We start from the raw sequence: 21,796 nt of genomic DNA on the forward strand, positions 1-21,796 counted from the left end.
CGGACGGTTCGCGTACACCGTGTCTGCTCTTGGCGGACGAACGCTTGGGGCTGTGACAGGCTTTGCCTGTTGTAGGGTTTTGGGGTTCGTCCGACAAGCTCAGACACGGTGTGCGCGAACAGCCGGACACTGGAATATCGGAAAAGCCTGCCGCCTTATTTTGCTGTTGGTTGGGGATGTGGGGTGTTATTGTGTACTTTCTTTGGGGTGCGCAGGAGCAACAGGGTGTAGAGGAGGATGATGATTGTGGAGATTGTGAGGACTGGGAGTTCGTAGCGGGTGAGGTTTTTGTAGTCTCTGTGGGCTAGGCGGCTTAGGAGGGGGAGGGCTAGTACTGGGGTTAGGTACCATAGGGCTGGGAGGTATTTTTTCCATAGAGGGTTGGGGGAGGTTGGGGGGGGTTCTGGTTTTTCTGGGTTTTGGGTGAGGTGGTCGGCTAGTTTGTATAGCAGGATTAGGGAGGGGAAGTATACCAGGGTTCCGATGGCTGTGTGAAGCTGGGCCGGGGTGAGGATGGGGGGCAGGTTTTCTTGGGCTTGGAGGATCTGGGGCAGGGTGATGGAGAGGGTGATGCGGATTCCGTTTGTAAATATGGTGGCTGCTAAAGCGGCTGGGAAGCAGATTAGGAGCCAGAGGAGTTGTTTTTTGGGGCCTTCTATTCTGTGCAGGAAGGAGCAGGTGAGCATTAGGGAGGTTATCATCCAGAATTTCAGGCCGGCGCAGGCGGGGGCGATGATGAAGCGCAGGTTGTGGTTTATGTAGCCGGTTCCTTGTTCGTAGGTGAAGGAGTGGCCGCTTAGGAGGCTGGTCCACCATGTGGTGGGGCGCAGGATCCAGAGCAGGCTGTCGCTGCCTGCTCTGTCGGCATAGTGTTTTAGGTATATGACAATTAGGAATGCCAGAAGGTAAAGGGCTGCTGTTTTTTTATTTTTCATTTTTCTGCCTCGTTTTTATTCTTGCGGTCAATGGGCCGGGCTTTTTGTTTTTGAACGTGCTTTTTGGATATAAGGGGGCAGGGCTGTTATGAAAAGCAGCAGGATCAGAAGGATTGTGTCTGGCTCTGCGCCTGTCATGTAGCCGCCTCCTACGGACAGTCCTGATACGCCGAAGGGCAGGGTGTTGGGCTGATCTACGTCTTTGCTGCCGCCTCCGGGGTTCCGCACTTCTTCTACGACGGCTACAAAGGAGGTGTAAGGGGTGGCCATGCTGTATTTGAGGCCGATGGAGACGACTTCTTTTCTTACCTGGCTTCCTGTGTCGGAGCTGTAGTCGGTCAGCATTTCTACCCGTTTTCTGGCCCAGAGATACTGAATGGCTTCATTTTCCTGGGAAATGCTTTCTTCGGTTATGGGGATTTCTTCTACAAAATCTTCGCCGCCTCTTTTTCCGGTGATGCGGACGGTTCCTCCTGGCTCGCCGCGCCATTTTCCATAGAGAACGATGGGACGGCTGGCGTATAGGGTTGGTACATTAGAAGGTTCTGTTCCGTAGACCTCCATGCTGTCGAACTCTATCTGGACGTCTGTGAGAAGGGGTGCCTCTACATACGTGCGGAAACGCTCTGCTGCCACGGCCGCCTCAGATTCTTCTGTGACTACAAAGTCTTCGCCCATGCCTGTGGCTGCGATTCCTTCGATGAGATAGCGGTTGACGGAGCTTCCAATGCCGAAGGCAAAGTAGCTGGCATCTCCCAGCGTTTCCCGGATGTGAGCGAATATTTCTTTTTCATTGGAGATGTAGCCGTCGGTGATCATAACCACGGTTCTGGCTGCGTCCTCTTCCTTGGGTATGTGGTAAGCGGTCAGAAGGGCTGACAGAAGCTCAGTTCCGCCTCCGCCTTTCTGATCTTCGATTAATTGCAGGGCTCTGTCGATATTAGGCTTCACTGCCTCCAAGGAATTGGGGGACAGGGTCCATACCGTGTCGGAAAAGAGGATGACGTTGAAGCGGTCGGTTTCTTTGAGATCAGACACCAGGTCGTTTATAAGCTTTTTGGCTGTATTCAATGCATAGCCGTCCATGGAGCCAGATACATCCAGGGCAAATATGTACTCTCTGGGGGGAATTTCTTTTGGAGCGTACCGCTTGGGCGGCTGTACGGTAAGCTGGAAAAAGTTTTCTTTTTCTCCCTCATAGAGCATGAGCCCGGAGTTCATAGTCTCTCCTGTCAGCTCGTAGTTCAGAATGAAATCCCGATCTCCGGCAAAGGTATCTTTGTCGGCCAGGGTTACTTCTGCCTTTGTATCCTGCTCTTGGCGGATGTTTATTTTGTGGGAACTGCTGGAAAGATTCGTAATCGGAACGCCTGTGGACAGGTTGACGGTGATATCATAGGTGCTTTCCACCGGCGTCCCCTCTTCCAGATAGGGGCTTTCCACCCATTGGTCTGCCTCTGCCTTTTCCTCCGATACCTGGCCGCTGTAGCGCGGGCCTGCTACGGTGGGAAATACAAATTGATAAACACCTTCTTCCGGCTCAATAAGCTCGGTGTAGGTCAGCTCTATGGCGATCTCGTCTCCTGGCATAATATTGGCCACATCCATAGAAAAGACGTTGGGGCGCTGCTCTTCCAGAAGAGAGGCATTTTTGCCTTCGCTCTTGGCTTCCTCATACACTTGTTTGGCTTCTTCTTTTTCCTTGATCTGTGCCCGTACCATGTGACTGCCTACGGTCATGGTCATGCCGTGGACGGCAGCACGAGTGGATGTGGGAAATACGTATTTTGCGTTGATGGGATTTTCTCCCTCATTGGCGTAGCGCTGGATTAGACGGATCTCGGCGATGGCGCCGTTTACATTTGCCGTGACTTCGGTTCCTTTTAAGGGGAAAGGATCGGTGGATGGATCGGTTCCTTCAATAAAAAAATAAGGCGCCAGGGTTACGTCCTTATCCTGCTCTGACTCCTCACGGCCCGCCAAAACCGTCATGGGGCAGGACAGCAGCAGAATACCTGCCAGAGCTGCACACAGCCATCTGTTTCTCCTTTTCATTCTGATACACCTCTTCTGTTCTTTGATGGGTTTGTTGTCTGTTGATAAGATAAACTTACACCCACAAAGCGTCAGAAGAGCGTCACGAAAACATCATATTTGCATCATTTTTAAGTAAGTCAGCTGTTTTTAAGCCGCTGTCTCTGCATACATTCCTCCACAAACTGGCGCACCAGACGCTCATAGCGTTTCGTATCCACCATGTAGCTAAGCCCGTGTCCGGCGCCGGGAAATGTCTTGAGCGTCCGGGGGCCTCCACAGGCAGACCAGATCTCCTGGCTCATACGGCAGGGCACAAAACGATCGTCCTCTCCGTGAATCAGCAGAATGGGGATTCTTGTGCGCCGGACGGCATCTATGACAGTTGCCTCATCCAGATCAAAATGGCCGAAGCATCTGGCTCCCAGCCGAATAACGGGAAGCATCACGGAGGTTGGATATCCCCGGTCCCGGCAGACCTTCTCGATAATGGCTGCCGGGGAGGAGTATGGGCTGTCCGCTATGATGCCAAGCACATTTTGGGGCAAATCCAGGCTGGAAGCCATGAGAACCGCAGCGGCTCCCATGGAGACACCGGAAAGGAAGATAGGCGTATCGCTGCCAAAGGTTTCACAGACGTAATTGGCCCAGCTTAAACAGTCCTTACGCTCCTTGATGCCGAAGGTAATCGTCCTGCTGGTACTTCTTCCGTGGGCCCTCTGGTCTACCACGATAGTATTATGCCTCATTTCCCGGGCCAGCTTGTTTCCTCCGCAGAAATCCCGAAGGGCCCTGCCCCGGTAGCCGTGAAACTGGATCTGAAAAGGCGCGCCGTCCTCTACGTGATAATATCTCCCTACAAGGCGTGTTCCGTCCCATGCCTGAATAAAGAGCAGCTCATAGGGCAGCTGCTCCATTCTGCCAATCAGAGTGTGCATCCGATCCTCGATTTTCTTATACTGCTCTCCGCCAGGTATGTCGTGCGCGTCCTCGTCCGCCTTGGGGACAGCATAAAATACCTGCCGGTAGGTGATATAAACAATCAGTATGCACAGAGACACAAGCAGTATGCATGCTCCTATCAGTATCTTCATTTTGAAACAAGCCTCCAAACCTGCAGGGATGCCTTTTTTCCAGGCATATGCGCCTGACATTCCGGCATCCCTGTTCTTTCATCATTAAATCTGCAGGCATGCGTCTTAAGTACGCAGGCCTGACTTTTTTATTGTATTACTTTATCTATATTGATACTCACCCAGCTCATCCGTTCCATAGAAATCTCCGTACCCGAGATCAAATACGGATTTCTCCTTCAGCTTCCCGGAAATGTCGATCTGGTTTTTAATAAGGTACTGCCAGAATCCCGTGTGGGAGATGTCTCCCTGGAACTGAACGCCTTTTACGACTCCGTCCCTTACAATCACTTTCTGATAAGCGTTCCTGCATTCCCTGGTAAATACCTGGCTTCCCTCCTCTTTCGGCTCCACCTCTCCCACGGAAAGCATGGTAAGGCCGAAGAAGTTGATGGTATTCTTAATACAGAAGGTATCCGTATACTTCTGCTGCCGGCCGCACATATTGGCGGCGGCAATCCGCCCCTGATCCATGGCGTTCGGCCAGATGCCGGAAAGGGCCGTCACATCGCCGGCTCCATAGATATCCGGGTCAGAGGTACGCATCATTTCATCCACTACAAGCCCTCGCTCCACTGCAAGGCCGCTGCCCTCCAGAAAGGCAAGATTGGGCCTTACGCCTGCTGCGCAGACTACGAAATCACAGGAAATCTCTTCCCCGTTTGACAGCTTTACTGCCGTGATCTGGTTCTTGTCATTTATCACGGAATCGCTGGCGCCGATGCCAAGCTTAAACCGGGCGCCTGCCTTCTCAAAGAGCTCCTGATAAGCCTTGGCGGAAACTGCGTCTGTCTGTAAGGGAAGAACACGATCCGCCATCTCGGCTATTGTCACCTGAATCCCTCTCTCTATCAGGGCATAGGCTACATCCAGGCCCACAAGTCCGCTTCCTACGATAAACACCTGCTTTGCGTTCAGCTCTTCGATGGCCTTGTTCATCTTCTGGGCATCGCTTAAATCCCGAAAGCCGAATACATTGGCGGCTGTGCGGAAATTGGGAATTGGGGGAATTCCAAACACGGAACCAGTCGCTATCAGCAGCTTTTCATAGGGCTGATAGCCCTCTTCCAGGATCACCCGTTTTTCCTTGGGATCAATGGCCTTCGCCGTCTGCCCCTTTCCCCACATGATGTTTTTCTTTTCAAAGAAGTCCTCGTCCACAAAAGAAAGCCCCTTTTCGTCCCGTTCGCCGCCCAGATATTTATGAAGCATGCAGCGTGAGTGGGAATACTCGTCGACGGACATCATCTGTATGGGCGCTTCGGGCTTTAAAAGACGCAGCCGCTCTGCCGCCGCCATTCCGGCCGCCCCGGTTCCTATGATCACATAAGGTCTTACCATACTCACACCTCCTCCACGTAAATAGCCTTCTTGGGACAGGCTGCCACACAGGCCGGGCCTTCTTCCCGATCCATGCAGAAATCGCATTTCACAATCTTTTTCCTGGCTGCGTCAGGCTTGGGAATACCGTAAGGACAGTTCATCACGCACATGAAGCAGGCGCCGCAGCGCTCTTCCTTATAGAGCACATGTCCCGTTTCGACATCCCGGTAGAGCGCGCCGCTCATACAGCTTTCCATACATTTCGGAGAGCTGCAGTGACGGCAGAACATGGGAAGATAGCCGCCCTTACCGTCGCAGACAATCTCATTTCGGGATTCGGTGGCGAGATCATTGAAATTCAATGTCTCCACCCCTGTCTTTCCGTCTGTTCTGTGGCTGTCCATACAGGCCAGGGCACAGCTTTTGCATCCGTCGCATTTGGAAGGATCGATCATGATTCGTTTCATGTTAGTGCCTCCCTTCCTAAATCTGAAGCCCTTTGCGCTTCTCCTCAATGATCTGTTCCAGCTTATCGGCGGCCTTCACCGGATCAAGCTCTACGATCACCTGTCCGCCGGTGATGTCCTTCAAGTCCTCGGTAAGCACCTTTACGGTGAGATCGCTGCCTGCGATAAAGGGCTGCTGTCCCAGATGAAGAGGAAGTCCAAGGGCCGCGCCGAACATTCCGTCTGCAAGGGCCTGCTCCTCCAGCCACTGGGGCGCGGAAAGCACCAGGGGAAGCTGCGGAAGATCGATATTCAGTTCCTTTGCCAGGGCAGTTGCTACCATCTCCAGACGGCCGATGGCAAGGCAGGGGCCGAAGTTCAGCACCGGCGGAATGCCAAGGCTCTTGCAGACCTCCTTTAAGCCGTCTCCTGCAAGCTCGGCTGCTTCCGGCGTCATAAGGCCGCAGTTCTCGATTCCTCCTGAGGAACAGCCAGCAGAAAGAACGATAATATCGCGCTTAATGAGCTCCTTTGTCAGCTCAACCGTGCACACGTCATGGCCCAGAGCTGTCAGATTGGAGCAGCCTACTACCCCTGCAACGCCCTTGATCTTGCCGGATACAATAAGATCCAGAAGAGGCTTCCAGGATTTGCCTAGGAAATCATAGAGGGAGCCTTCGCTGACACCGGTGAGGGTATTCTTGTTTCCGTGCTCCGGAAGAAGGCGAAGGGTTACCTGCCCCCTGCGCTCCTTATAGGAGGCGAGAATGGCGTCCATAACCTGACTGCTGATTTCTTCCCTCTTGCCAAAGGAAAACTGCATGAGATCTGCGTTCGCCTTCTTTGCCACATCGTCCAGACAAATCTGCTTGATCTTTAACTCTTCGCAGATGGGCTCGATGCCGGGAAGGGTGCAGTTGAACTCAGAGAGCACTGCGTCAATGGCTCCCGTTGCCAGTACGGCCTCGCTGGTGTAGTTGTTGCCCGCATGGCCGTCGAAAATGTCTGTGTAGTGTACGCCGCGCAGCTGCAGATCCTGCCCTACACAGGTACAGCCTACCAGCTTGAAGCCCTTGGCTCCTGCGGCTTTTGCCTTTTCCACTGCCTCTGGAGACGCAAGACGCTCCTGGAGATCTACGAAAATGGAATGCTGATGGCCGGTGATCATGATGTTGATGTAATCGGGATCAATGACATTGAGGCCTACGGGAGCCATTCGGATCTGGGGCTCGCCCAGCATCACGTCATTCAACAGGTTGGTCAGGGTCAGTCCGTAAAGTCCTGTGGAGATGCCGAGGCGCAGGCAGGTCATCAGCATATTGACGGGATCGGAGTTCAGGTTGGTGGAGCATTTTACCACGCCGGCAAAGACTTCGGATTTTGCTCCGCCGGGGAGGATGCCGAGCTCTTTCCATTTTTTATAGCGGGGAGCGTAGGCAAGCTTTTCTATGAGCTCCATTTCTTCGTAATCGGGTTTGTAGAGATCGGACAATACCTTGTCGGCAACCGCCTCGGCCATTTTATGTAAATCATCGGATTCTTCCAGGCCAAATTCGTGAACCAGAAGCCGGAGGGCATTTTCTCCCTTGACGGTTCCCTTGGCGAGGGCAGTTTCCTTTAGGTTCCGGACGGTGTTCTCCACAACGTGGATGTAGCATCCGCTTCCGCTTGCGACTGCCCGAAGCAGATTCCGCGTTACAATAACGTCTGTCGTTGCGCCGCAGATTCCTCTGGGGGCTGTCGGGGTGATCCGGCAGGGGCCGTTGGAGCACAGGCGGCAGCAGACGCCCTTTAAGCCAAAGCCGCATTTTGTCTTCTGGCTGTCTACCCGGTGATGGGAAGTCTCCATGGGAAGTCCGGCGATAAATTCCTCTAAGGGCTTATCCGCACTCTTGCAGGTGTTGCATCCGTAGCATTCGTTCATATGGGTTCTCCTTTATGTAATAATTATTATTGTGATTGTAGCATTTTGTCAGAAAATCCGCAAGAATTATCCGATTTTTTTGGGGAAATTTAGGTGTCTGAAAGTTACTGTTCGCTCCCGTTCTCCTCTGAAATCACTTGGAGCTGTTCTCTTAGACGGCTTGTGCATGCCTTCTCCCGGGATCCGGACATACTATCCATAAGGATCACGTATACCATAATTAAAACAATTGCGGTAAACCATAGGGAATCGTTTCTCTCTTTTTTCTTTGGCTCTTTCTTTTGTCTCATAGACTCCTGTTATGCCTCCTGTGTGAAAGGGTTTCCGATCTTTTCCACCATTTCTTTTCTATTATAGTGAATTTTCTGATATTTTGCAATAAAGAAGTCTTTCAAAACCACTTGCAGAATTCTCCTCTAAATGATAAAATTTTCAGTAGAAAAAATCCCAAAAGGTACATACTCTCATACCTCGCGGCAGGCTCGCGGGGTATCTGTACCCACAAGGGAATATCACGGAGACACGATTATGAAGAAATCAACTTATCTATGCATCCTGGCCGCCTTTCTCTGCGTTTTCTCTGCCGGATGCAAAAAAGCCGATCCGGAAGCGGCCGATGCCTCAGCCAAAGCTCCGGCTCAGGTAGACCTTCTGGTCTGGGGCGCAGCGGAGGACGAAGCTCTGCTCAATCAGATTTTTGAAAGCTTTCAGCAAAAGTACCAGGGAGAGGCCGATTTTCATATCACCTTTTCCCCTCAGAGCGAAAGCAGCTGTATGGACGCCCTGATGAATGATTTGGAAAACGGCGCTGATGTTTTTGCCTTTGCGGATGATCAGTTGAATACTTTGGTGGCCGCGGGCGCTCTAGAGCCGGTGGAACCGGCAGATACAATCAAAGCCTCCAATCTTTTGGAGGCCGTTCACGCCGCCTGTGTGGGGGATACCCTGTATGCCTATCCCCTTACTGCGGACAACGGGTATTTTCTTTATTATAATAAACGCTATTTTACCGAAGCAGATATCACTTCTCTGGAACGAATGCTGGAGATTGCTGCCGCCCAGGAAAAGAAGGTAAGTATGGACTGGTCCTCCGGGTGGTATGTGTACTCCTTCTTTGGGAACACGGGACTGGAAGTAGGCCTCAATGACGACGGCATCACCAATTTCTGTACCTGGAACGGAACTGAGGGCCCCATCCGCGGAACGGACGTGGCCCAGTCTATGCTGAATCTGGCGGCAAGTCCCGGATTTTTGAATACTACGGACGAAGGCTTTCTAAAAGGCGTCCAGGATGGAACGGTGATCGCTGGAGTCAGCGGCACCTGGAACGCCCTAGCCATAGAAGAAGCCTGGGGGGCGGACTACGGAGCGTCAAGGCTTCCCTCCTACAACTGCAGCGGACAGCAGATTCAGATGGCCTCCTATTCCGGCTATAAGCTTATCGGCGTCAACGCTTATTCCGCCTCCCATGAGTGGGCTTCCCTCCTGGCTCAGTGGATTTCCAGCGAAGCCTGCCAGAAGCTTCGTTTTGAGCTGCGCGGACAGGGGCCTGCCAACAAAAATGCGGCAGCTTCCCAGGAGGTGCAGAGCTCCCCTGCTATTTCCGCGCTTCTCAGCCAGTCCGAATTTTCCACAGTGCAGCGTCTGGGCGGTAATTTTTGGGATCCTGTAACTGTCTTTGCCGGAAATATGGCCGCAGGCAATCCCACCGGACAGGGGCTCCAGGAACAGCTTGATAAAATGGTAGAGGATATCACGGCGCCTTAACACGCCATGTACGTATTTGAATATTGCAGCAAATATTTTGGAGGTTATTACTATGACGAAACAAATCAGCCTCAAACGGCGTTTAATTCTGCCTATTGCCCTTCTTGGCATTGTGGCTCTTATTTCCAATGCCCTAGCTGTTATTAACATACATAATGTCAATTCCAACGCAGCCAACATTGCCGACAATCTTATGTCGGGAAAAAGCCGGCTTGCGGAGATCTCCCAGTCTGCCATGAATATTCACAATCTGGCTCTCTCTCACATTGTGGCTACGGATTACAATACCATGATCACCGTGGTAAATAAGATCAAAGAAGAGGAAGCCTTGCTGGACAATATGCTCTCCGAGTATGAAGGCTTTGTCACAGAGGAGGACAAAAAGGATTATGATGCCCTTCTGTCTGCTTATGATTCCTTTAAGCATGCTCTGGTAAAGCTGGTATGCAAAAGTGCCGGGCATAAGACCCAGGAAGCTTACCTTTTGGCCAATGAAGATGTGGCCCTTTATGCCCAAACCATCGAGAGCAGCATTGACGCTCTTGATGCCTCCATCAGTGAGCAGACCTCTGATGCCAGAGGGCGGCTTTCGGCAGTGTATGTCATTTCCCTGATTATCAGCCTTCTTTCCATTGCCATCTGCACGGCCCTTGTGTTTGGAACGATTTCTTTAATTATCAAATATGTGGTGACGCCGATTAAGAGTATCTTAAGTACGATTCGTGAAAGCTCGGACCGCATTGACAATATGACCAGCGAAGTGCGCAAGCGGACGGCTACTTCCCGTGAAAGTGTATCGGATCTGTCCAATCTGATGCAGCAGCTCTCATCTACCATTCAAGAAGTCGCCAGCAACGCCTCGGTGATTACACAGAGCGCTGAGGAAGTGAACCGGGATGCCCACAATACGGCGGAGGAATGCGCCAGTATCACAGCCTACTCTGTGGCTATGAAAACCCGGGCGGATGATATGGAGCAGTCGGCTAAGGCGAATGTGGAGATTACCAGCGCAAAGGCGGCGGATATTCTGGAGTCTTTAAATGAGGCGATTGCACAGAGCCGCAGTGTGGATCAGGTGAACAGCCTTACGGACGAAATTTTGAAGATTTCGCAGACTACCCGGCTGATTGCCCTGAATGCTACGGTGGAGGCGGCTAATGCAGGGGCGGCCGGCAAGGGCTTCTCTATGGTTGCCAAGGAAATCCGTCAGCTTGCCAATTCCAGCAGCGATGCGGCCAATCGTATTCAGGAGATTAATTCGGTTGTTACTTCTGCTGTTTATAATCTTTCTCAGAATGCACAGAATCTGGTAGATTATATGAACAGCTCTATTTTGACAGAGTTTCAGGATTTTGTCCGGTCGGGAAAGCAGTATCAGGAGGATGCGGCTTATATTAAGCAGTCTATGGATAATTTTAAGGAGCGGACGGAGCATCTGAGGGGATCTATGTCGGGAATTGTGGAGTCTATTGGGGCTATTACTACGGCGATTGGGGAAGGCGCTTCCGGAATTACGGGGGTTGCGGATAGTACGAGGAATCTGGTGATTGATATGGAGGATATTACGCAGAGGATGGGGGTTAATCAGGCTATTGTCGGGGAGTTGAAGGAGGAGACGGTGGTGTTTGATAATTTGTAGTGGGGTGGTCGGTTTTGTGAGAAAAGAGGCACCCAGGGGTTCCCATATCTGTGTTCGGACGGTTCGCGTACAGTCTGTCTGCTCTTTTCGGACTAACGTTTTTTTGCTTTGACAGGCTGCGCCTGTTGGAGTTTTTGGACGTTAGTCCGCCAATTTCAGACAGACTGTGCGCGAACAGCCGGACACTTGATATTGGGAACCCCTGGGTGCCTCTTTTCTCACAAAACCTCTGCTTGGGAGTGGTTCAATTGTTTATTTCTTGCAGTTGTTTTTTATTCTGCACATGGATTTGTAGGTTAGTTTTCGTTGATGTAGTTGATTAGGCCTTCGGCTTTGATTATGCGCTGCATGAATTCGGGGAAGGCTTGGCCCTGGTATTCTTTTTGGGTGGTGAGGTTGCGGATTTTTCCGCTGTCGAAGTCTACTTCTACCTGGTCGCCGTCTTTGATGTCTTGTGCGGCCTGGGGGCATTCGATGATGGGGAGGCCGATGTTGATGGCGTTGCGGTAGAAGATCCGGGCGAAGGTTTCGGCGATTACGCAGGAGATGCCGGATACTTTGATGACTAAGGGGGCGTGCTCCCGGGAGGAGCCGCAGCCGAAGTTTTTGTTTGCTACCATGATGTCGCCGGGCTGTACCTTTTGGATGAATTCTTTGTCAATGTCTTCCATGCAGTGTTCTGCCAGTTCTTTTGGATCTGCGATGGCCAGGTATCTGGCCGGGATGATTACGTCGGTGTCTACATTGTCTCCATATTTAAATACGTTTCCTTTTGCCTGCATAGATATGTTCTCCTGTCTTTGTTCGGAAATTTTATTATTTTTCGTTTTATTTTTATAATCCAAGCTCTTCCGGTGCGGATATTCTGCCGGTTACTGCGCTGGCGGCGGCTACTGCCGGGCTTGCCAGGTAAACTTCGGAATCTACGTGTCCCATCCGGCCTACGAAGTTCCGGTTTGTGGTGGATACGCATCGTTCTTTGGCTGCAAGGATTCCCATATAGCCGCCGAGACAGGGGCCGCAGGTTGGGGTGCTTACAGCGGCTCCGGCCTGGATGAAGATTTTTAAGAGTCCTTCTTCCATGGCATCCATGTAGATCTTTTGTGTTCCGGGAATCACGATGCAGCGAAGGCCTTTTTTCACTTTTCTGCCTTTTAATATCTCTGCCGCGGCGCGAAGGTCGTCCATGCGGCCGTTGGTGCAGGATCCGATTACAACCTGGTCTACTGCAATCTCCTCTGTGATCTCGTCGATGGTTTTTGTATTTTCGGGCAGATGGGGGAAGGCTATTGTGGATTTTAAGGTGCTTAAGTCAATGGTGTATTCCTCATCGTACTCTGCGTCTGAATCTGCCTCGTATATCTTATATTCTCTTACAGAATGCTCCTTCATGTATGCCTTTGCCAGATCGTCTACCGGGAAGATGCCATTCTTTCCGCCTGCCTCGATTGCCATATTTGCTATGGTGAAACGATCGTCCATGGACAGGTTCTGAATGCCCTCGCCTGTGAATTCCATCGATTTGTAAAGAGCTCCGTCTACGCCGATCATGCCGATGATGTGCAGAATAACATCCTTGCCGCTGACCCATTTGGAGGGCTTTCCTATGATGTTGAACCGGATGGCGGAGGGAACCTTGAACCATGCCTTGCCGGTTGCCATGCCTGCGGCCATGTCGGTACTGCCTACACCCGTGGAAAAGGCTCCCAGCGCTCCGTAAGTACAGGTGTGGGAATCTGCGCCGATGATGCAGTCGCCTGCCACAGTGAGGCCCTTTTCCGGAAGAAGAGCATGCTCAATGCCCATCTCTCCTACATCGAAGTAATTGCTTACCTGGTGCTTACAGGCAAATTCACGGACGCATTTGCAGTTTTCAGCGGATTTAATGTCTTTGTTGGGGATAAAATGGTCCATTACCAGGGCAATCTTATCCTTGTGGAATACTTCTTTGTTGTTCATTTTTTCCATCTCGCGGATGGCTACAGGCGTTGTGATATCATTTCCCAGAACCAGATCCAGCTCTGCCTCAATAAGCTGTCCGGCCTTTACCTCTGAAAGGCCTGCGTGGGCCGCAAGGATTTTCTGTGTCATTGTCATTCCCATACTGTCTACTCCTCCTACTTCCAGTTCCGTTTTCTGTATGTATTCTAACATGTGTGTTGATATAAGTAAAATATATATTATTAATAGCTTTTATAAGTAAAGATTATATTACGAAACAGCTAAAATCCGCGCTCCTTAAGGCCTGCCACAAGCTGCACATAGGCTTCCACCACATCAAAGCCCTTATAATCCTGGCGTTTCAAATCAATCATATCCCCATGAGAGATTCCGCGTGTCCGGCTGTTGGAGAACACGCCCTGGAATTCCCCCCATTTTGCAGATTCAATGCTCACCAGTCCGTCGTTGTCTCCCTCTAAGGGACGTATCAGGCACCAGGGAATCCCAAGCAGCAGATGACTCCAGGGGTACTTCATCTTAGAAGCATAGCTCTGGTAATACACCCCGGAAGCATCGGGATTTTCCCTGTTAAACTGTGCGCTGGCTTCTGTAGCAAATTGATGGGTGGCCGTATAAAAATCGGGATTTTTATCGCCAAGCTTTCCAAACGTCCGGTCAAAGCAGGAGGCGGTAAAACGGTAGAGCCCCTCCGGCAGGCGGCAGGCATAGTCCACAAAACGGCATCCCCGGTGAGGGGTGCTCATGGTGGTTAAGGAGGCCACATAGGGAGCCATATTCAAAGTAGAAATGGCATAACGGGCGTCCAATCCTCCCTTGGAGTGCGCGATGATATTGACCTTTTCGGCTCCTGTCTCCTTTCGAATCTCAAAAATTCTTCTGCGGATATCTTCTCCGTTGCAGGCAATGGTTCCGAAAGCCTCCTGATTGCCGTAGTAAACGACTGCTCCGTTTCGCATCAGCTCCGCCGGAATCCGGCCCCAATAGTTAAAATACCGCAGATCCCGAAACCCCACGCCGTGAACCATCAGCAGCGGATAACGTGTTTTACAAAGCTTTGTGTCCACCCGGAGCTCCCTAAGCAGAACCTTCTCCCGTTCAAAGTCATATTCCTCATAGACCAGACGGCAGGCATAGAGGAGCACAAAAAGGTTGAGCACCGGAATCCACATGGTAAGAAGCATCACTGCACGCCTGGCAATGCTCAGCCGCCGGGAAGTGAAAAAAATCCGGACGGCTCCTGCGAATATCAGGAGAAAAGCTCCCAGAACCGCCAGTATCCCGTTGGCAATCAGAACCCCGGCGCCAAAATCAAAGGGACCCGCTCTCCATATGTAAAAAATCACAAACACAAGCATCTGGACTATGATTGCGTAAAAGCCTTCGTACACCAGGCTTCGGCCGCCAAGCATCATACGGACACGAAGCCCTGTCTTCACCCGGTCAAAGGCAGGCATCACAAGAAAGCCCAGATAAATAAGGCCAAAGCACACTGCAAGGGTGAACAAAGCTGCCATGCGCGGCACGAGAGAAACCTGGGCTTTTGACATCTCTTGATTGACCGCATCGGACAGCAGGATAACGTTCATCATGCATGGAAGAAGCGCTGCCAGAATACAACGCTTTATGGCCTTACTCATTGCTTTCACCCCCTATTCCAGTTCCGTAAGTGCCTTCCAGTACACAGGATATGAAATCAATTTCCAGCCACAAAAAGATGCGTCTGGAAATTGATTTGTGCACTGGAAAACACTTACTGTTAAAGTCGCTGCGCGACAGCATTCTGCTTCTTCCGGGCTTATACCAGCATCCGGAAGGGCTGCAGCAGAAAACCTACGACACTCCAGGCGGCCCTTTTCCAGAAGGGAACCTCTTCCACCGTCACATGCTCCGGTACTTCATAAGTCCCGTCAGGGAGGGCTCTGCGGCTGTCTGCCTCCATTTCCTCCATATAGCCCCCAAGCTCCTGGTTCAGTTCCCGGCTCTCCACCACCAGCATCAGCTCCGTATCCAGATAGGAGCTTCTCAGATCCAGATTGTAGGAACCAATCACGGACAAATCATCGTCAATCAAGATACTCTTTGCATGATTGGAGATTCCGCCGTCATACTCGTATAGAGGGATTCCGGTATTCAGAATCTTATCCTTATTCCGGAGATAATCGCTGGAAGCCACGAAATTGTCACCGTTTTCTACGGAATTCAGCAAAATCTTCACATCGGGAACAGCCTCCTTTAAGGAGGTAAGCTGTTCGCACATATAAGCATTGCAGACCACATAGGGCGACTGAATCACAACCCTCTCTCCGGCCTCCTTCATCAGCTGCACCAGCTTGTAAAATACAACCGGTTCTTTGGCGTAGATCCCCGTGGGATTGGAGATAAGACGGATGCTGCCTGCCTCATAGGTGTGCTGCACATAATCCCATTCCATGTCAAAGAGCTCCGGAGCTTTTTCCTTTAGCTGGACATAGCGTTCTTCCAAAAGGGCTCTTTGCTCCTTCACCTTCTCTTTTTGGGCCAAACCCTCATCGTTGTGGAAAGGCTTGCAGACCTCCAGATTCCAGACCTGTTGGAAATATTCCTCCAGCTCCCAAAGGGAGGTTTCCGTGCTTCCCGGCTTTGTGTTGTATATGAGAACCTCCCGATCCCGGCTCACATTTTTGTCTGTGTAGGTTCCGATAAAATAGTCAAAGGTATTGCGCCCTCCCAGGATATAGGCCTGGTCATCCACAATCACATATTTGTCATGCATCCGCCCCTGGAGCTTCCAGGGAAACAAAGGGTTCATTGGATTGTAAATCCGAATCTCCACATTGGGATGGGAAGAAAGGACGTAGAACAGGGCTTTGCCTTCCATACGGATAGCTCCGCTGAAGCCGTCCACCAGAATCTGCACCTGTACCCCTTTGTCCGCCCGCTCTAAAAGCATCGCCAGAATATCCATCGTGCTCTCCCCCGGCCGCATATCAAAGGTAGAGAGCACAATCCGCTCCCTGGCTCTGGCCATCAGCCGGATCCGCTCTTCCCAGGCGCTTTCATTTGTCTCCAGAAGAGCCGCCCGATCCGCCCCAGGGACGCCATTACGAAAAGCAGAAGGATCAAATTCCCCTGCCGTCTCCGGACGAAGCTTTGGAAAACGCATAAAAGGAACCGTGGCCCCTGTGATCAGATAGACAAATATAAGCAATACCAGGCAGAGAAGCTTGTGCGCCAGGAAATGCTTTCTTGCTTTCTTTGATTTTCGGATCATATATTACTCCTTACGCTGCCCACAGTGTTCAAGGGACAGAGTCTTTTCCAGACACACCAGCCGTACTCCGGGTATGCCGTTGAATTCACAGGAAACGATTCCTGCCTCCCGGTAGCCCAGATGCCCGTACAGTCTGCGCGCCGCCTGGTTCCTGGCATTGGTGTCCATACGCAGATAAGGACAGCCGTTCTCAGCGGCATACTGCTCATAAAAGCTGACAAACCGGGTGCCGTATCCCTTTCCTGCAAAGGAAGGATCTACCACAAGGGTGTGGAGAACCATAACCGCAGCTTCCGGTGCGTCGGCGTATTCCCAGTCAGCGTCCCTATACTCCGGCACCTGGATCCGGTTGATCTTGGCTGCGGCTGCCACCGTCCCGTCACTTAAGAGCACAAACAGCTCTCCGGCTTCTGCTGCCTCTCTTGCTGTCTGTTCCGTCGGGTAGACGCCCCGGATCCATCCGGTTACGCTAAGACCGGCCTCCTCTTTATCTAAAATATGCTCATAAATCCCTGCAACCTGGGAAACATCCTCTAAGGTTCCTTTCCGAATCTCAATCATGTTTCAATTTCCTCCATAGATCTCCTCATAAAGCGCCTCTAACCCCACACTCTTTTCTTTAAGGGAAACGTCCTTCACAATTCTTCCGTCCTTCAAAAAAATACAGCGTGTGCACACCTTTTCCAAAAAATCCAGTACATGGCCGGTCAATATCACGATAGCCCCTCTTGCCGCACAGGCGGTCAGATCTGCTTTAAGACGTATAATCCCGGAAGTATCCACCCCGCTCTCCGGCTCATCCAAAAGAATCAGTTTTGGCTCCCCCATAAGGGCCATAAGAATCGAGAGCTTCCGCTTCATGCCAAGGGAAAGCTGATGAATCCGGGTGTTCCTCTGTTCGTGCAAATGATAACGATAAAGGCCGGACTCAATTTCCGCAAAATAACGGCCGCCGAATTTCACACTGTTCAAAAAATCCAATACCTCATACACGGTCATTTTTTCATAAAAACTCATGTCGCTTTGCATATAGCCAATCTCAGCCCGGCAGGACCTCTCTTTTGTGTTCTGCCCCCACAGACTGACACTTCCTCCGGACAATGAAAGCAATCCGGCCGCAGCCTTCACAAGCGTGGTCTTTCCCACGCCGTTCGGCCCGATAAACGCCGCAATCTCCCCAGAGGTAAGCTTCACTGACAGATCCTGGATTCCATACGTTCCACGATATAATTTTGTCACATGCTCAAAGCTCAATTCATGCCTGGTATTCATAGCTCAAATGCTCCCAATTCTTTTTTCCCTGTCGAATCCATCGATGCAAGAACCACACCTGCACAACCGGCAGATGCAGCTTCAGCAAAATTACACAAATGTCTGCGGTACACTGCTTCTTCGGATAAAAAGCAAAGAGACCTCCATTTACAAAAGCAGAAAGAAGAAAAATAACAGCAGCCAGAAGAAGCAGATAAAAAAGCTCTGTCCCATTCCGCAGGCGAAGCAGCGCAAAAAGCAGAAAAATATGATCCCCAAGAAGCCAGAAGCCTCCCCATACCTCGTCCCGCAAAAGTCTCGGATAAGAATAATCAGACATAAAATATATCAAAAAATTTCTTCGCTCAAACCTGTAAACCTCTAAAAGATAAAAAGAGGTAACAAGGCAGATTCCATAGGCCGTAAGAAACACTGCCAAAAAGCTCTCAGACAGACAACAGACCATAGCAAAGAACACACCGGCAGACAGCTTCCAAAAAAGAAACTCTCTGTTCCGGTATATCCAAATATAATTCTTCTTCCAAATGCACCATCGACTCAGCCTGTGAAGCAAATCGCCAATCCAATAAGCGTGAAAGGCATATTGTGAATCCGCAATTGCAGACAAATCAGCCCTTTGATACATCCAAAGTCCAAGCATCCAAAAGATCGAAAGGCACAAAAGAAGCAACACAAAAAAACAGTAGTTTTCCCCAAACATACCGCTTATGCTTTCGGACATCACCCACCCGGAAACCATAGAATAGTTAAGCCGGCCGGTTCCAAGCAAAAAAGCAAGCCCCACCGCCGACAAAGAGCCTATGACAGTCAGACTGCCTGTGTGAGCTTTAAGGCCCAGCATCACTCCCGCCAGGAAGATCAAGATACTCCAGAGCACATTGCTCGCTAAGGCAATGCCGCCTTCAGCGCCTTGTATCCAAAACAGCATAGTGCCCAGATAAAGCTGCAGAAACAAGACCTCCGTATTTGTAAGAAAAAACAGCAAAAGAAACTCGAAAGGAGTGATTCCGAGCAGGAACAAGCTTTCCCAGTTCCTTTTGATATAACAAAGGAAACGAATACAAATCCATACGGTCAGGCCTGCCAGAAGCGCAAAAAAGGCAAGCCGGCATACATAGATCCGATTAAACGGACTAAATCGCCGCATCAAAACGGTATCCAAAGCCTCGCCAAAATATGAATAGCATATCAGAAGCACAAGAAATGCCATCCCTTTTGTAAGCTCTATTTTTTTATTGATAAAAAAAGAATAAGTCTCCTGCATGGCCCTCATTTTAAATTAGGATTATTAATCACACTTGTTATGCTTATTATAAACATGTTTTTAACGAGAACTCAAGAAAAAACATATATTTTTTTACAATTCACAAAGCGAAAAGTGAGTATTTTTACTTCCTTTGCCTCTCTGACTGTGGTATACTAAAAAACGGCGTATTTTGCAAAAAAAGATTTTACGAAAAGGAGAGATTCAGACGTGACTGGAAAAAGAACGATCTCCCGCCACCGGGAGTTCCGACGGAGCCTCAATGGGAGGATATTGAGAAGCACCACACTTAATATTCTGGTATTGGTGATTATCTGCTGCGTAATTATGGCGTTCTCGATGCAGTCGCTGGCAAACAACATTCTGTTGGACAGCCTGCAGCCCATGGCCCGACAGTCGGCTAAAACCGTGGAGGCCAACATCCACATGCTTGCGGATCGCATGATGACCATTGCCGGAGATCCCCGTATGACCCTGACTGCCGGGGAGAACACGGCCGGTTCGGGCGCACAAGCCCTTTACGAGAGCCGGGAAAGCCTTCTTACTGAGGCGGCCGAAACCTATGAGCTTCACAACATCGCTCTTTACGATCCGGAAGGCCGGAAGCTTCAGGAAATCGGCGGCGCGCCGGAAAGCCTGGACAGCGGTTTTTTCGGACTTCTTAAGGAGACGGATAATCTGACTACTTATTCCTCTACGATTTTTGGGGATAAGCTCGGTATCACCATGGGGATGCCGGTAAAGGAAAACGGGGAAACCATCCTCTATGTAGTAGGTGTCTACAAATATGATACCTTAAATGATGTAATCAGCAGTATCAATATCGGAAAACACGGAGCCGCTTATATGGTGAACCGGGATGGCATTGTCACCGGACATCCGGAACAGTCCCTGGTGCTGGCAGGAAGTACTCTGGCAGATCTCAGCGGCGGAAACAGCGAGTCTCTGAGCGGTGTAACCACCGGAGAGACGGGCGCAGCCGAATTTTCCGCAGACGGCGAGATGATGATAGCCGCTTTTTCTCCCGTTCGGGGAACCCAGTGGTCACTTGTCATTGAAGTTCCAAAGGCCGACTACAATTCACTGATCAATGCGGCAGTGTTTGCGGCGGTTCTTACAACTCTGGCCGTACTGGCCGTTTCTATTTTGCTGGTTCTGCGCCTGGCCGGCTCCATCTCCCGTCCGGTAAAGCATGTGACAAACCGGATGGTAACGCTCTCGGACGGCGACCTGCACACAGAGGTGGAATCGGTACGTTCCGGTGATGAGCTGGAGGTACTGACCCAGACCCTGGACGCTACTGTGAAAAGCCTCAACCGTTACATAGACGATATCCAGGAGGTATTAACCCAGGTTGCAAAAGGCAATCTCTGTGTGGAGCCCCAGGTAGAATATCAGGGTGATTTTGCTCTCATACGCACAAGCTTAAGCACCATTATTCAGTCTATGAACGATACGCTTGCCGGCTTCCGCTCTGCAGCCGTCCGGCTTACAGATATGTCCGAGGAGCTTAACAGCCAGTCCGGTATCCTGCACCAGGCCTCCCTTGAACAGAATCAGACCACAGAGTCTCTGGTCCAGGAGGTAACCCGTGTAAAGGAGCGTCTTGCCAACGTAACGGAAAGCAGCACCCAGACCCGGACAAAAACAGAGGAAATCACCAGATGTGTCCAGGATGCCAATACACAGATGGAATCTCTGACACATGCCATGGATAACATCAGCGCCAATGCCCAGGAAATCACCAAGATTGCAAAAGCCATTGAGGATATTTCCTTCCAGACAAGTATTCTGGCTATCAATGCTTCTGTGGAGGCAGCCAGGGCCGGAGCCGCCGGAAAGGGCTTCGCCGTGGTAGCCAATGAGGTAAAGGATCTGGCGGCAAGAAGCGCCGTGGCCGCCCAGAGCGCTACGGAAATGGTAAGCAATACCCGGTCTATCATCCAGACGGGCGTAGAACTGACGGCTGATACAGCCGGCTCCCTGCAGGCCATCTCTTCTGTCTCGGATGAGATTTCCGCCATCTCGGATCAGCTTGTAGCTGCCGTGCATGGGCAGGAAAGCGCCTTGGCCATCATGGATGAACGGATTGAGGCTATCTCCGCCATTGCAAATCAGAACCTGCAGAACGCCGGCGGAACGGAGCAGTCCAGCGGCCTGCTTGCAAAGGAAGCGGAAGCTCTCCAGGATCAGGTGAAAAAATTTGTTTTAAAGGGGGAAAATAACCGATGAAACGAATCTTATGCATGACACTCCTTCTTCTGCTGCTTGTAACGCCCCTGGCCTCCTGCAAAACAGCTTCGGAGCTGCAGGACGGCTACTACACGGCCCAGGCATCTGAGTTCAGCCATGGCTGGAAGGAATACATTACGATTATGGTGAAGGGTGGAAGCATTGTCTCTGTGGAGTACAATGCAGAAAATCCCAGCGGTTTTATTAAAAGCTGGGACAATGCCTATATGCAGACCATGCTCCACTCCGACGGAACCTATCCCAATGAGTATATGCGCTTTTATGCCAGTCAGCTTCTGGAGGACGGACAGGCGGACGGGATTGACGCCTTAACAGGCGCCACCTCCTCCCACAGTTCCTTTCAAAAGCTGGCGGAAGCAGTGCTTGAGCAGGCCCGGAAAGGGGATTCCAGCATTGTGATTGTTGATACGGCTTCTTAGAACGCAGCCGGCTTCTGCGATCAAAATCCTATACCTGCTCTTATTGCCGGAATAGGGAGATGCGGCTTCGAAAAACCGCATCTCCCCATTCTTTTCAGCGTCTGTGTCCGAACAGCCGGGTTTTATTCTTTTGAAACCTTCCAGTATTTTTCTACATATTCTTCCGCCGCCTTTT

18 protein-coding genes are annotated in these 21,796 nt (G+C 50.8%); 4 read left to right on the forward strand and 14 right to left on the reverse strand.

Translation table 11 applies throughout. The features are described from left to right. Nucleotides 1–155: 155 nt before the first annotated feature. The 7 genes from xrtK to VV089_RS07905 form a co-directional block, all read right to left on the reverse strand. The gene (gene xrtK, locus VV089_RS07875; protein WP_334335513.1) at nt 156–935 is read right to left on the reverse strand and encodes an exosortase K; all 780 of its coding nucleotides are present in this window, start codon (nt 933–935) and stop codon (nt 156–158) included. 27 nt (nt 936–962) lie between these two features. Beyond that, complete coding sequence (locus VV089_RS07880; RefSeq protein WP_334335514.1) at nt 963–2,990, reverse strand: VIT domain-containing protein; 2,028 nt, start codon at nt 2,988–2,990, stop codon at nt 963–965. A 119-nt stretch (nt 2,991–3,109) separates the two neighbouring features. Further along, nucleotides 3,110–4,063 carry an alpha/beta hydrolase gene (locus VV089_RS07885; protein ID WP_172540417.1) on the reverse strand — a complete coding sequence of 318 codons (954 nt, stop codon included), beginning with the start codon at nt 4,061–4,063 and terminating at the stop codon, nt 3,110–3,112. 141 nt (nt 4,064–4,204) lie between these two features. After that, complete coding sequence (locus VV089_RS07890; protein ID WP_172540416.1) at nt 4,205–5,443, reverse strand: NAD(P)/FAD-dependent oxidoreductase; 1,239 nt, start codon at nt 5,441–5,443, stop codon at nt 4,205–4,207. 2 nt (nt 5,444–5,445) lie between these two features. Next, nucleotides 5,446–5,892, reverse strand: coding sequence for a 4Fe-4S dicluster domain-containing protein (locus VV089_RS07895; RefSeq protein ID WP_334335515.1), 447 nt, complete (start codon nt 5,890–5,892; stop codon nt 5,446–5,448). A gap of 16 nt (nt 5,893–5,908) precedes the next feature. Then, a complete protein-coding gene (gene cooS, locus VV089_RS07900; protein ID WP_334335516.1) occupies nt 5,909–7,795 on the reverse strand; it encodes an anaerobic carbon-monoxide dehydrogenase catalytic subunit in 1,887 nt (628 codons plus the stop codon). 104 nt (nt 7,796–7,899) lie between these two features. Then, on the reverse strand, nt 7,900–8,085 hold the full coding sequence (locus tag VV089_RS07905) for a hypothetical protein (RefSeq protein ID WP_172540413.1): 186 nt from the start codon (nt 8,083–8,085) through the stop codon (nt 7,900–7,902). A gap of 238 nt (nt 8,086–8,323) precedes the next feature. On the opposite strand from VV089_RS07905, the gene VV089_RS07910 reads away from it, so the two are divergent. Continuing rightward, nucleotides 8,324–9,562 (forward strand): extracellular solute-binding protein, encoded by a 1,239-nt coding sequence (locus VV089_RS07910; protein WP_172540412.1) that lies wholly within the window; start codon nt 8,324–8,326, stop codon nt 9,560–9,562. Nucleotides 9,563–9,614: 52 nt separating this feature from the next. Further along, nucleotides 9,615–11,201, forward strand: coding sequence for a methyl-accepting chemotaxis protein (locus VV089_RS07915; RefSeq protein ID WP_334335517.1), 1,587 nt, complete (start codon nt 9,615–9,617; stop codon nt 11,199–11,201). Between the two features lie 296 nt (nt 11,202–11,497). On the opposite strand, the gene leuD is transcribed toward VV089_RS07915, so the two are convergent. The 7 genes from leuD to VV089_RS07950 form a co-directional block, all read right to left on the reverse strand. Further along, a complete protein-coding gene (gene leuD, locus VV089_RS07920) occupies nt 11,498–11,983 on the reverse strand; it encodes a 3-isopropylmalate dehydratase small subunit (RefSeq protein WP_172540410.1) in 486 nt (161 codons plus the stop codon). Between the two features lie 52 nt (nt 11,984–12,035). Further along, nucleotides 12,036–13,304, reverse strand: coding sequence for a 3-isopropylmalate dehydratase large subunit (gene leuC / locus VV089_RS07925; RefSeq protein ID WP_172540409.1), 1,269 nt, complete (start codon nt 13,302–13,304; stop codon nt 12,036–12,038). Nucleotides 13,305–13,423: 119 nt separating this feature from the next. Continuing rightward, complete coding sequence (locus VV089_RS07930) at nt 13,424–14,800, reverse strand: lipase family alpha/beta hydrolase (protein WP_334335518.1); 1,377 nt, start codon at nt 14,798–14,800, stop codon at nt 13,424–13,426. Between the two features lie 158 nt (nt 14,801–14,958). Then, nucleotides 14,959–16,413 (reverse strand): phospholipase D-like domain-containing protein, encoded by a 1,455-nt coding sequence (locus VV089_RS07935; RefSeq protein WP_334335519.1) that lies wholly within the window; start codon nt 16,411–16,413, stop codon nt 14,959–14,961. Nucleotides 16,414–16,416: 3 nt separating this feature from the next. After that, complete coding sequence (locus tag VV089_RS07940; protein ID WP_334335520.1) at nt 16,417–16,974, reverse strand: GNAT family N-acetyltransferase; 558 nt, start codon at nt 16,972–16,974, stop codon at nt 16,417–16,419. A gap of 3 nt (nt 16,975–16,977) precedes the next feature. Continuing rightward, nucleotides 16,978–17,685 (reverse strand): ABC transporter ATP-binding protein, encoded by a 708-nt coding sequence (locus VV089_RS07945; RefSeq protein WP_334335521.1) that lies wholly within the window; start codon nt 17,683–17,685, stop codon nt 16,978–16,980. After that, nucleotides 17,669–18,949: a hypothetical protein gene (locus tag VV089_RS07950; RefSeq protein WP_334335522.1), complete on the reverse strand. Its 1,281-nt coding sequence runs from the start codon at nt 18,947–18,949 to the stop codon at nt 17,669–17,671. The genes VV089_RS07945 and VV089_RS07950 overlap by 17 nt, the downstream gene beginning before the upstream one ends. A gap of 210 nt (nt 18,950–19,159) precedes the next feature. On the opposite strand from VV089_RS07950, the gene VV089_RS07955 reads away from it, so the two are divergent. After that, on the forward strand, nt 19,160–21,181 hold the full coding sequence (locus VV089_RS07955) for a methyl-accepting chemotaxis protein (RefSeq protein ID WP_334335523.1): 2,022 nt from the start codon (nt 19,160–19,162) through the stop codon (nt 21,179–21,181). Continuing rightward, nucleotides 21,178–21,621: an FMN-binding protein gene (locus VV089_RS07960; protein ID WP_172540402.1), complete on the forward strand. Its 444-nt coding sequence runs from the start codon at nt 21,178–21,180 to the stop codon at nt 21,619–21,621. Before VV089_RS07955 ends, VV089_RS07960 begins: the two co-directional genes overlap by 4 nt. Nucleotides 21,622–21,796: the final 175 nt, after the last annotated feature.

Origin of the sequence: Candidatus Merdisoma sp. JLR.KK011 (assembly GCF_036941125.1) — a bacterium.
GTDB lineage: Bacteria > Bacillota > Clostridia > Lachnospirales > Lachnospiraceae > Laedolimicola.